This window comes from Paenibacillus sp. FSL R7-0210 (assembly GCF_038009085.1).
Lineage (GTDB): Bacteria > Bacillota > Bacilli > Paenibacillales > Paenibacillaceae > Paenibacillus_AQ > Paenibacillus_AQ silagei.
In genome coordinates this window covers 3,747,184-3,759,637 of record NZ_JBBPAR010000001.1, presented here as the reverse complement: position 1 = coordinate 3,759,637, position 12,454 = coordinate 3,747,184, and the positions used below count along the sequence as shown (strand labels likewise).

At 50.4% G+C, this 12,454-nt stretch carries 11 protein-coding genes and 1 pseudogene; all 12 read left to right on the top strand.

All coding sequences use genetic code 11. From position 1 onward, the window contains the following. Positions 1–159: 159 nt before the first annotated feature. The 12 genes and pseudogenes from ltrA to MKY64_RS16200 all read left to right on the top strand — a co-directional run bounded on the left by ltrA (position 160) and on the right by MKY64_RS16200 (position 12,356). Positions 160–1,458: a group II intron reverse transcriptase/maturase gene (gene ltrA / locus MKY64_RS16255; protein WP_340950427.1), complete on the top strand. Its 1,299-nt coding sequence runs from the start codon at positions 160–162 to the stop codon at positions 1,456–1,458. A 121-nt stretch (positions 1,459–1,579) separates the two neighbouring features. Continuing rightward, positions 1,580–2,020: pseudogene (locus MKY64_RS16250) on the top strand (radical SAM protein); the annotation flags it as partial. Continuing rightward, positions 2,012–2,575, top strand: coding sequence for an SPASM domain-containing protein (locus MKY64_RS16245; protein WP_340958097.1), 564 nt, complete (start codon positions 2,012–2,014; stop codon positions 2,573–2,575). The pseudogene MKY64_RS16250 and the gene MKY64_RS16245, both read left to right, overlap by 9 nt. A 29-nt stretch (positions 2,576–2,604) precedes the next feature. Continuing rightward, a complete protein-coding gene (locus MKY64_RS16240; protein ID WP_340954274.1) occupies positions 2,605–3,465 on the top strand; it encodes a hypothetical protein in 861 nt (286 codons plus the stop codon). Further along, complete coding sequence (locus MKY64_RS16235; protein ID WP_340954272.1) at positions 3,465–4,373, top strand: FkbM family methyltransferase; 909 nt, start codon at positions 3,465–3,467, stop codon at positions 4,371–4,373. The genes MKY64_RS16240 and MKY64_RS16235 overlap by 1 nt, the downstream gene beginning before the upstream one ends. A gap of 10 nt (positions 4,374–4,383) precedes the next feature. After that, positions 4,384–5,367: an ABC transporter ATP-binding protein gene (locus tag MKY64_RS16230; RefSeq protein ID WP_340954269.1), complete on the top strand. Its 984-nt coding sequence runs from the start codon at positions 4,384–4,386 to the stop codon at positions 5,365–5,367. Continuing rightward, positions 5,364–6,167: an ABC transporter permease gene (locus tag MKY64_RS16225; protein ID WP_340954267.1), complete on the top strand. Its 804-nt coding sequence runs from the start codon at positions 5,364–5,366 to the stop codon at positions 6,165–6,167. Before MKY64_RS16230 ends, MKY64_RS16225 begins: the two co-directional genes overlap by 4 nt. 9 nt (positions 6,168–6,176) lie before the next feature. Then, on the top strand, positions 6,177–6,980 hold the full coding sequence (locus MKY64_RS16220) for an ABC transporter permease (RefSeq protein ID WP_340954265.1): 804 nt from the start codon (positions 6,177–6,179) through the stop codon (positions 6,978–6,980). A gap of 27 nt (positions 6,981–7,007) precedes the next feature. Beyond that, positions 7,008–8,066, top strand: a complete 1,059-nt coding sequence (locus MKY64_RS16215; protein ID WP_340954264.1) for a Gfo/Idh/MocA family protein — start codon at positions 7,008–7,010, stop codon at positions 8,064–8,066. Next, positions 8,059–8,310: an acyl carrier protein gene (locus MKY64_RS16210; RefSeq protein WP_340954263.1), complete on the top strand. Its 252-nt coding sequence runs from the start codon at positions 8,059–8,061 to the stop codon at positions 8,308–8,310. Before MKY64_RS16215 ends, MKY64_RS16210 begins: the two co-directional genes overlap by 8 nt. Continuing rightward, on the top strand, positions 8,304–9,815 hold the full coding sequence (locus tag MKY64_RS16205; RefSeq protein WP_340954261.1) for a discoidin domain-containing protein: 1,512 nt from the start codon (positions 8,304–8,306) through the stop codon (positions 9,813–9,815). Before MKY64_RS16210 ends, MKY64_RS16205 begins: the two co-directional genes overlap by 7 nt. A gap of 96 nt (positions 9,816–9,911) precedes the next feature. Further along, positions 9,912–12,356 carry a glycoside hydrolase family 38 N-terminal domain-containing protein gene (locus MKY64_RS16200; protein WP_340954259.1) on the top strand — a complete coding sequence of 815 codons (2,445 nt, stop codon included), beginning with the start codon at positions 9,912–9,914 and terminating at the stop codon, positions 12,354–12,356. The last annotated feature ends 98 nt before the right edge of the window (positions 12,357–12,454 follow it).

Sequence of the window (12,454 nt, the reverse complement as noted above, 5' to 3'; positions counted from 1 at the left end):
AACAAGCCGTAACACGTAAGAATGTCAAACGGCGTTCAGGGAGTCGGATTGCCGCATAAGACCTGTGAAACCCCTGTAATGGGGGCGGAGGAAAGGCAGGCGACACCCCATCAATCTTGGTAAGGACACATTGGCCACACACAGAGGTGGGAAAAAAAAATGGAAACGAAATTAACAAGAATAGCAGAAATGGCCAAAGCAGATCCGAAGTTACGGTTCAACTCCATCGGACATCTCATTGACACAGAAGCATTAAAGAGAAGTCACAAAGAGATGAAACCGGGAAAGGCAACCGGAGTCGATGGATCGACCAAAGAGACGTACGAAGCCAACGTGGAAGCGAATGTAACACACCTGGTGGACCGGTTAAAGCGAAGAAGCTACAGACCTCAGCCCGCGAGAAGAGTGTACATCCCAAAGGACGGGAAAAACATGCGGCCCCTAGGAATTCCTGCGTATGAAGACAAACTGGTGCAACATGCGCTGAAAAGAGTACTGGAAGCCATTTATGAACAAGACTTCATGGATTTCTCGTATGGATTTCGCCCGAACCGAAACATGCACAGTGCGCTGAAACATCTAAACCGGGTCATCGAGCAGGGAAAAACCAGCTATGTCGTCGATGCAGACATCTCCGGCTTCTTCAACCATGTAAATCACGAATGGCTGATGAAATTCCTCGAACTGCGAATCGGAGATCCAAACATCCACCGGCTGGTGAGACGGATGCTGAAAGCAGGTATTCAGGAGGATGGACACTTTGAACCGACGGAGGAAGGAACTCCCCAAGGTTCGGTGGTGTCGCCCCTGCTAGCCAACGTCTACCTGCACTATGTCCTTGACCTATGGTTTACCGTGACGGTGAGGAAGCAGTGCGGGGGGCAAGCCGAAATGGTGCGCTTCGCCGATGATTTTGTATGCTGCTTCCAGTACAAAGAAGATGCAGAACGCTTCTATACCGCACTTGTGCTCCGGCTGGAGAAATTCGGGTTAAGCATTGCGGAAGAGAAGACGAAAATCATCGCGTTCGGTCGTTTTGCGGAAGCAGAATCACGGAGGAAGGGCGAAGGGAAACCGAAAACATTCGATTTCCTAGGCTTCACGCACTACTGCGCCAAGAGCCGAAAAGGAACCTTCCGGGTAAAGCGTAAAACGAGTGGGAAGAAATTCAGACAGAAGGTCAGAGCCATGAAGAGCTGGGTCAGGTGGAATCGCCACATGAAGCAGGAGGATTTCCTAGGCGTCATCCGGTCCAAACTGTCGGGACACTACCGATACTATGGAATCACGGATAACTCGGAGAAAATAAAAACCTATTACATGCAAACGCTCGACTTGATCTATACATGGCTAAACCGCAGAAGTCAGCGCAGGAGTTTCACCTGGGAGAGGTTCTACGAAGTGCTAAACGAATTCAGGCTACCTAAGCCGCGGATCTACGTCAATATCTACGATTAAGGCCAATTGTGAACGATGGGGTGAAGAGCCGTATGCGTAAATTGCGCACGTACGGATCTGTGAGGGGTAGGGGCACAATCCACGAAGGAAAGGCCCCGCCTACTCGACCTGCAAGCATTGCTTTGAATGGAACGCTGAGGGGTACCACCGGGATTTGGGCAGAGCCGAGCAACGGGAAGAGCTTGATTTCGCTGTGATTGAAAAAGTGTTCCGGCAAACCAAAGAAACGAACGCCAATATGTTCCTTTGGGGAGGAGAACCTCTGTATTACAGCCGGTTCAATGAGCTGGCCGACCTGCTGGAGCAGGACCCCAGATGGACGGTGTTATGTACCAACGGTATTCAAATCATCGAGAAGCTGGATTCCATCCTCAAAATGTCCAAAAGTCTGGTCTGTCTGATCAGCCTGGAAGGCTTCGAAGCAGAGAATGATGCGATCCGGGGAAAGGGTACCTTCAAGAAGGTGATGGCGGGCATTGATAAGCTGCTGGAGCTGGAGAAGGAGGGCATCTATCAGGGGAAAATCTCCATCCATCTGACCATTAGCGATGTCATGATTGATAAGCTGTATGATTTTGTGGAGTTTTTTGAGAATAAAGGAATTGACTCGGTGTATATTACCTTCCCGTGGTATTTGCCGGATGAGGTATCGAGCAATATGGACCGCTATTTCAACGAGCATTTCAAGTGGCTGGCGGATGATCTGGAGGAAGGGCACCGCAACAGCTGGCATTCGTTTAAATATAAAATTTCGCCCGACAGGATCGATCCGTTGCTTGCGCAGATGGAGAGAATTAACCAGCGAACCTGGAATTTAAGAACACGGTATCAGCCCGCGCTCGAACTGGATGAAGTACGGGACTTTGTACTCGGTTCAGAGAAGCCTGCCCAGAATAAAACGCAATGCTTGTCGATCCGCACCAGACTGGATGTGCTGGCTGACGGTGAAGTCAGTGCGTGCAAATTATTTCCGGAGTTCTCCCTGGGGAATCTGGCCGATCAGGATCTCAAAGAGATATGGGATGGCGACAATTTTGAAAGGGTACGGGAAACCCTGCAATGCGGCCTGATGCCGGTATGCTCCAAATGCATTCTGCTGTATCTTCACGGAAAATAGGGATGGAGGCTATCACGAAGAATTCCGCTGTGAGCCGCAAACTGGCGGATTGGGCGGTTCCCTTTGGCCCCTATGATTGTTTGTTGAATGCGGTTACATTGTGGCTGTCTGTCCATCATGCCGATCCGAATCCGCTGTACAGGTATAATTTCTCCATTAATTATTATGCTGGCTATGACTGGTTCGACAGTTCGGTGCCGGTGAATGAGCTGTTTAGCTTCATCCGGCATGCTTATGGGGTTGAATGCAAGCCTTGCCGTTTAGACTCGGTGGATCGTGGACGGATGTATCTGCTGCCGGTGGACGCTTATCATGTTCCCTACATGAAGGAATTTTACGGGAAGGACCATATGCTGCATTATGTGCTTGCGGAAGCGGCAGACGACCAGAGCCTGAGAATAACAGATCCTTATTTTGCAACAAGCCTATTGGCCGACAGAACTTGCGTGGAGCAGGCCTGGCGCACCTTCAGTGAACCGGTTATCGAAATCAGCCCGCCGCTCAGCCTGAAGCCTGGCCTGAACTCTATCCGGCCTTACTTAACTACACAGCCCTATGAAGAGCTGCTCCCCCGCGCCTTTGCCCGAATTTCGGAACGGATCATGGATGTTGGAGCTTATAGGGGGCCGGAGAATGTAATGGATCATCCGGTGTTCAAACAACAGTTTGGCTGCATCCGCACGATTGCCCTATCACGGTCAAGGCATTTCGGCACCTGCAGCACCATGGATGTTGCTCACCACGGCTCAGCCTGGAGGAAGCTTGAAGTGAGCTTTATGAAGATGACCCTGAATATGGACAGAGGGTTAACCGCTACCGTGAAGCAATTGAAGCAGATTGCGGAGGATGAGCTGGCTTATTTACATTCCTATGCAACAGGAGGCCGATGATGCCGGAAGAAACCAGGTATGAGCAGATCCAGCGGATGTTTTGGGAGAAGAGGGTCGAGGCTGTCCAATTGCTTAGACGGGCGCTTAAAGAGCAGGTGGAGCAGATTGAGATTCATAAGGATGAGACCCGGATCAGGCTTACAGATGGGAGACGGTTTCATTGGGATCTCGGGCATGTGAACAGTCTCGGATTCCTGATGCGGGATGGATATGTCGAGCGGGAAGAGAGCCGGTTATTATCTATTCTGATCCGTGAAGGATTTGAAGTATTGGATATCGGGGCGAATTATGGATGGTATTCCACGTTATTCGCACAAGCGGTGGGGCCTGGGGGCAGAGTTCATAGCTTTGAGCCGGTAAGCCCTACCTTCTCTGAACTGGCAAGAAACATCCAATTAAATAAGCTGCAGAATGTAGTGTTGAATCAGCTTGCGCTGTCGGACTATAACGGGGAAGCCGAGATCTATCTGCCTGTACAAAGCGGATCTGAGGATGCTGCGTTAATCATTGACCCGGCCTTGCAGCATGAAACCTACCATTGCCGGGTGCAAACGCTGGATACGTACATTGAGTTGCAGCAGATCAGCCATATTGACCTGATCAAAATCGATATTGAAGGCGGCGAATTAAAAGCATTACAGGGAATGGAACAGTATTTACAGCATCATGAGAAGCCCATGCTCATGCTGGAAGCGACGGAAGTTCTGGCTTTACGGTTCGGGAATTCGATAAGTGATGTATTCCGGTTTTTGAAGGAGTATCAGTATCAACTCTTTCAACTGTCCGCAGAGGAGCTTGTTGAGCTGGATAGCGCTGCGGAAGTGCAGGCACAGAATATATTTGGTCTGCAGCCGGAGCATATCCGGAGGTACAGCCCGTTCATCAGATTGATAACCATTGCAAAGTAGGGATGCCGGTATGGTCATTCATGTGGATCAATTGAGCAAGTCCTTTGACTACTACAAAAAAGAAACGGGAATCAGAAACTCTGTCAAGAATCTGTTCCACAGGGAGAAATTAACCAAGGATGCAGTAAATAAGGTCTCATTCGATATTAACGAAGGCGAGATGGTTGCCTTTCTGGGTCCGAACGGAGCAGGCAAAACCACCACTTTGAAAATGCTCTCCGGTATTCTTTATCCGACTGATGGCAGTGCGGAGGTGCTGGGCTACACGCCCTGGGAGAGGAAAAATGACTTCAAGAAGCAATTTTCCATTGTCATGGGCCAAAAAAACCAGCTGTGGCTGGATCTGCCGGCAAGCGATTCCCTGTATTTAAACAAGTGTATTTATGAAATCAGCGATCAGAAGTATAAGGAGACACTTGACGAGTTAGTGACGCTGATGGATGTCAGGCACCTGCTGCATGTACAGGTCCGAAGACTGTCCCTGGGTGAGCGGATGAAGATGGAGCTGATCGCAGCTTTGCTGCACCGGCCGAGAATTATTTTTCTGGATGAGCCGACGATAGGCCTGGATCTGGTCTCTCAGAAGAACATCCGTGAGTTCCTCAAGGCCTACAATCATGAATTCCGCACGACTCTGCTGCTTACGAGCCACTATATGAAGGATATTGAAGACCTCTGTAAGCGGACCATCGTAATCAATCAGGGCAAGCTGGTGTATGACGGGGAGATCCGCAAGATCAATGAGGTCATGAATGAGAAAAAACGAATGAAGCTGACGTTCTCGGCCATCGTCGAGCGGAAGGATCTGGCCGTTATGGGTTCTATCAAAGAATATAGAGGCTATGACGTCATTCTGGAAGTGGAGCGAGCGAAGTTCAAGGAGTATTCCAGAATGGCCATGGATCACTTTCCCGTCATTGATCTGAATCTGGAGGACATTCCTCTGGAGGAGGCCATTGCACGTTTATATGAACAGCCGGAGCCGCGCGGATGAACAATAAATTTGCCGTCAGCTTTTCGCTGGGAATCCAGAACTCCATGGAATACCGCTTTAACTTTTTTATGGGTTTTGCCAGTCTCTTCTTCCCGATCTTCATCCAGCTCTTCCTGTGGAAGGCGGTCTATAGCCATGCCTCTAATATGAACTTGTATGGCTATACTTACCAGCAGATGATCGTCTACACCATCGTAGCTGCCCTGATCTCGCGGCTGGTGGCTACGGGTCTGGAATATGACATTAACCATGATATCAAGAGCGGGGGGCTCAATAAATATCTGGTGCGGCCGATCGGTTATTTTCCTTATAAAATATGTGTCTACCTTGGCGGGAAGGTCCTCTCGTTTGCCATTACGTTAATCATGCTGCTGGGCGTGGTACTGTTCATGGTTTATTACTTCAAGGCGCCAATCAGCGTATCGCGTATCCTGGTTTTTGGTGTCGTGCTTATACTGGCGGTTGTCCTTAATTTCATGATCTCCTTCTCGGTCAGCGCGATTGCCTTCTGGTTAACCGATGTTTCTTACTTTTTTCATGTTACAGCGTTATTGATTCAGATCTTTAGCGGCGGGATTTTTCCGCTCGATATTTTTGGGGCGACATGGCTGGCTGTCTTCGATTACCTGCCGTTCAAGTATACGATCTACATGCCGGTGAATGTAATCAACGGCAAGCTGACCCTGCTTCAGGCGCTGCATGTGATAGAGCTGCAACTGCTATGGATTGGACTCCTTCTGTTGCTTACGCGCTATATTTGGACAGTGGCGATCAAGAAATATATTGCCGTAGGGGGTTAAGGGAACCCGATGCTTAGATCACTCCGGAAGTACGGTTTCATATACAGCTTGTTCATCAAAAATTCCCTGATGTCCCAAATGGAGTATAGAGTTAACTTCCTGATGGGCCTGCTGGTGGAGACCTCCTATCTGTTCGCCAAATTCCTGTATGTGATTATTGTCTATGAGGCGGGATTAACGCTGGATGGCGTGCCCATGGATGCGATATTGCTATTTATTGGCACCTATACCTTGATGACGGGGTTATATTGGGGACTATTTGCCATCAACTTTGTGCAGATCCCGGAGCATGTAAGAACCGGGTCACTTGATATTTTGCTAACCAAGCCGATTTCCCTGCAATTCATGATGACCTTACGGAATGTTGACTTTGGGCTGGCGATTCCGAATGTGCTGGGCGGAGTGACCATGATTGTGGTGGGCTGGAGAAGACAGGGGCTTCCGGCCGATGCCGCTTCAATAGGCGGGTTCATCTTCTTCCTTGTGCTGGGGCTGTTCGTGACCTACACCTTGTTCCTGATCCCGCAGTTATTATCGTTCTGGTTCATTCAGATTGCTGCTGTCAATGACATCTCAAACGGCCTGTTCGAGCTGAATAACATGCCAATGATGATTTACTCCAAATGGATACAGCGAATAGGGATATTTGTGGTTCCTGTTCTATTGATTACTAACTTCTCACCCTTATTCGTGCTGGACCGGTTACATCCGGGCCTCTTCCTCTGGGCCATTCTGTCTCCTATCCTGTTGCTGGGAATTACGAGATGGATCTGGTCCAAAGCGATTCGTAATTACAACAGCTCAGGCGGCTAGATATCCGGAATCACAGGAGGTAAGGATATGAATACTCAGAAGCCATATCGTATTGGAATTTTGGGCTGCTCCACAATCGCTCCGTTCTCGATCATTAACCCGGTCAGGGAGCTTGATCAATTTGTAACGTATGGTGTAGCGTCGCGTGATTTGGACCGGTCTACAGCCTATGCGCTGAAGCATCAGATTCCGCATGTGTTTGACAGCTACGATCAGCTGCTGGCGTCGGCGGACATTGATGTGGTCTATATTCCGTTATCCAATTTCCTGCATAAGGAATGGACGCTGAGGGCGATTGAGGCTGGCAAGCATGTCTTGATTGAGAAACCGATGGCCTTGCATGCCGATGAGGTGCTGCTCATCAATGAACGGGCGAAGGAGCAGGGTGTGCACGTCCTTGAAGCGCTAATGGTCCAGCATCATTCCTGGCAGCAGGATATAACAGACATGATAGCAGCAGAAACCTACGGCAAACTGACAAAAATCAAAACCCGGATCTCCTTTGAAATTCTGCAAAGCAACTACAGCGCGGATAATTACCGGTTCAAGCCGGAGTACGGCGGCGGCTGCTTCATCGACGAATGCTCGTACTGGCTGCAGTTTATCCAAAAGGTCATCGGCTTGAAGCCGCAGACACTGGACGGATTCTCGACCTTCTCCGGTGTCAATCAATGTGATTGGACCTTTCATGCGGCGCTGCAATATGAAGGGGGCGTCGAGGCAGAGTTCCTGGGTTCCTTTGAAATGCCGAACAATGCCACCCACTGGCTGGAGTTTGAGCGGGCCAGGGTAAGGATCAGCGGCTTTTTCAAGCCTTGTTATGGGGATTACAAGATCATCATTCAGGTTGAACATACGGAAGCGGGAACAACAGACAGGCTTGTATACTCTCCGCAGAATTACTATGTGAACCAGCTTAAGTTTTTGGCTGAGGTGCTTGGGGGCACTAGAGAGAATATCCCCTTATCCGAATCCTATGAACGAGTGGCAACTATGAACGCCATCTATGAGATTGCGAGGAACAAGCATGCTGGGCAGCCTACCCTGGAAGATAGACCGGACGGGGAGGCTGTGAATTATGGATGACCGGGAACAGGAGATTCGTAAGCTGCTCGCTCAATTGCCCGGCGGTTCTCCCCGTCTGAAGAATGCAGGTATGGACGCGGATTTGCGAAGCTATGGCATGGTTTCTTTGTTGTTTATTCATTTTGCGGTGGTCCTGGAAGAGCATTTCTCAATAGAGGTAAGCCCGGAATTTCTCGATATAGATAAACTATACAGTCTTCAGAAGTGGAGAGAATATATTGATTCACAGGATCTCGTATGTTAGTGGCCCTGGAGATGGACTATTACAGCGAGGGCTACCGGACCATGCACTCCAATTGCGTGGATTTGCCCATGGCGGGTGCTGCGGGCTTTCATCAGTATGAGAATTATTTCTACTATACCTTCCTGTATGCCGTCATGATGAATTGGGGAGAGGCAGCGGACGGGGACTGGGTGGCCTCCAGACGCAGCATTCTTAACAAGCTCGGCTTGACCCTTAAGGTGACTGAGGTCCTGGATGCTGCTGGGCTGCTGTCTGCGATTCGCATGAACATTGATCAGCAGTGCCCGGTCGTGATGATTGCCAACTACAACGATCTGTTTTTTTTGAGCCAATACAGGACGGTCGTTGACGATCATGCCGTGTTAATTACGGAATATGATTCAGCCAGACGACTGATCGTGATCCGGGAGAATCAGCTGAACAAGGAGGTAACCCTGAATGTGATGAAGGGGGAGCCTTTTTTCAAGCTGCAGCTGACCGAGGAATTGATAGCGGATATCTGGAATAAATCCAATGCTTCTTTTAAGGAAATCAGGAATTATTGTTATAACAAGCTGTTCAGCGTAGCGAAAATAGGCGAACCGGAGATTCACAGCTATCTGGAGCTGGTTGAGGATTTCGTGGAGTCCAATAAAAATCGTTCCAGTCATTTGATCGAAGCCGTGGAACGTTTCAATGACAATGTCTCTCTTATGGATGGACTCAATGACGCAAATGCCGTTGCGGTTGAATTTGAAACCATGCGCAGGAGTTATCACGGCTCGGCTATCATCATGTTCGATATCTTCGAGAAGGCGTTGCCCTGGTTATCCTCTCATGAAGAATGGGGGCAGATATTCGGCGGGTTCCGGGACCGGTATATCAAATTCAGATACCATCTGATCTCTAGTTTCCATGCGGATACGCTGAGACGGAAGCTGCTGCCGCCGGATCGAATTTTTCAGCTTACAGTGGAGATTAGCCAACTGGATACGGAGCTGTTCTCTCTGCTCCGTAAGCTGCTCACCCATCACCATAAGGAGCGGGAATCTCACAATGCCGCACAGGCCTGGACGAATTATGCAGCTTGCGCTGAGGTGTCTGCGGACAGTGAGTATAGCCTTGACCCGGAGACCGTCTGTCAAGCCAGCCAGGCGGTGAATGGCAGGTGGGAGAACTGGGTCACGGATTCCTGGCATTCGGACACCGCCCGGCCCGTCCATTGGTTGCTGCTGGATCTGCTGAAGCAGAGAGATATTCTGAGAGTTGTGATCAGGCATTCTCCTGCCCCCGGCTATATCACGATGGATTATGAGCTTCAGGGAAGCAACGACACAGAGCAGTGGGAGCAGATAGCGGCTGTACGGAATAATGAGTCTGTCTTAACCGTGCATGAGGCTGACGGCTGTTCGTTCAGATACATCAGACTATATATTACTTATCCGGCCCAGAATGATTTTCAGGCGCGGATCTATGAGCTTGAAGTGTGGGGACTGCCTGATATCACTCAAGCCTCAAAAATCTGATATGATTCAAAAAAAAGTAGGATATCCTTCCATTTGGCCTGCTGGATATAATAAAAATGTAAAAAATAAAATGCCATATTGATTGGAGAATCAAACATGAACAACAAGAAGAAATGGACGATTTATGTGATTCATCATTCTCATACGGATATTGGCTACACCGAGCGGCAAGAGAAGATCGAGCAATATCACGTGGACTTTATCAGGCAGGCCATTGCGATCTGCGAGGCGGCTCAGACGGAAGACCGTAAGGAATGGGCGGGCTTTAAATGGACCTGCGAAACCTTCTGGGCCGTGGAGAAGTTTCTGGAGGAAGCCACGGAACAGGAAAAGGAACAATTTGCAGCCGCGCTCAGACGCGGGGATATTGAGCTGTCGGGCACCTACTTGAATATGACGGAGCTGATTAATTTCGAGCTGCTGGGCAGTATGCTTGCACGGGCAGGGCAATTCGCCCGGCCGCTGGGGCTTCAGGTGAAGTCGGCCATGACCGCGGATATTAACGGATACAGCTGGGGTTATGCACAGGCTCTGGCAGATGCAGGAGTCGAGAATTTGCTGTCCAGTATCCACACGCATCACGGGATGTTTGCCATCGGGCGCAAGCAATTCCCCTTTTATTGGGAGACACCCAAAGGCAACCGCCTGCTGGTATGGAGCGGCGAGCATTACATGATGGGGAATGATCTGGGGATCAATCCGGATGGGGCATTGTCTTATACCATCAAAGACGAAGACCCGGTATGGGGGATCTCTAAAGATCACTGGAAGCTGGCCGAGACCCGGATTGCCCGCTATCTGGATCAGCTGGAGAAGGAGCAGTATCCCTACGATTTTGTATTGGTGAATGTCATGGGGCTGCTGCGGGATAACTCGGCGCCGAACCCCGGAATCATAACCTTCATCAAGGAATGGAATGAGAAGCACGGGGACCGTGTTGAGCTTGAAATGACAACGCTTAACCGGTACTTCGACCTGTTGCGGCAGCAGGAGGCCGAGATTCCTGTCTATAGCGGGGACTGGCCGGACTGGTGGTCCGATGGCGTGGCATCAACCGCGATGCACACCCAGATCTTCAGGAATGCCCAGCGGACCCTGGACGTCGTCAAGCGGCTGGACCCGGAGCGCAAGCTGGCGGCGGCAAGCGATATTGCCCATGCAGAGCAGCAGTTAATGATGTATGCCGAGCATACCTGGGGATATCACTCCTCCATCTCGGAGCCCTGGCACATCATGGTGCAGGAGCTGGCCGTCCGCAAAGAGGCGTATGCCGCCAATGCCAGCAGACTGGTTCATGCCTCGCTGGATGCGGTACTGAAGGCGCGGGGCGATGTGCTGCTGCGGGCTGACCGGGCATTCACCTATAAAGTAATCAATTCCTTCGATTACCCCGTTGAGGATCTGGCTCATTTCTATCTCGAGGAGCAGTGGGAAGCGGATTATTTCCGGCAGGGGCTCGAGGTGGTCGATGAGCAGAGTGGAGAAGTGGTCCACCATCAGCAGGAGAAGGTAAGCAGAGGATACCAGATTGCGGTCATGGTCAAGCTGGGCGCAAAGGAAGAGAAGCGGTTCCGTATCCGGGAAGCCTCGAAGACCGTCCCGGTGACGACGAGCAGCACCCGCTTGCGGGGAGCCGACCGGATTCATGATATCCGGGATATCTTCCCTCCTGTGCAGGAGGAGACCCCCCGGCTGTTCATCACGGAGAATCATATTGAATCGCCTTACGTACGTATTGCGTGGAGAGCCGGAGAAGGCATCGTCTCCTGGATCGATAAGCAAACCGGCCGGGAATTCATTGATCCCCGTCAGGCTCACGGAGCCTTCACTCCGGTGTATGAAGTGACCCCCGGCGGCGGTGACGACCAGATGACCGTGCGTAGAATCATGGGCAGGAACCGCAAAGGCATGAATGTTCAGCGGTCGGAGGGGCTCCTCTCAGGCGTGAAGGAAATAACGAATGGCCCGGTGTATGGCATCATTGAATTGAAATATCAGGTTCAAGGGATGAGCCACTATTCGTTATTCCTGAAGGTGTTCAAGGACCGGAAGAGAGTTGATATCTCTGTCCGCATCCACAAGGATAGTGTGTGGGACCCGGAGAATGTGTACGTCGCCCTCCCCTTTAGTGCAGGCGGCAGCAGTGAGCTGTGGTTCGAGAAGGCCGGGGCTGTCCTAAGGCCCGGAGTAGATCAGATCCCGGGCACCTGTACGGATTTCTATTGTATTCAGGAAGGGCTTGCGGTTATATCCCCTCAAGGCGGGCTGTCCATTGCGGCCCCGGATACGCCGCTGATGCAGACCGGGCCTTTGGAATACGGCCCAAGACTCGTGCAGGGCCAACAGGAAGAGAACGGCCATACCTCGTTATACGCCTGGGTGCTGACCAATTACTGGGAGACGAACTTCAAGGCGACCCTCGGGGGATTCTACGAATTCCGGTATATGCTGCAATGGGGAAGCGAAGCGGATACGGCAGAACAAGCTATTCAGTTGTGCCACAGTGCCAATGCAGGCACGGTTGCATTCAGAACCACATAAATTCCGGCGGGCAAAAGAAGGGCTGAATCTTTTATAGAGAAGCCCTTTTTTTGGAATATAAGAAATTATATGTTTCACACCATAACTTATCCTTCTAT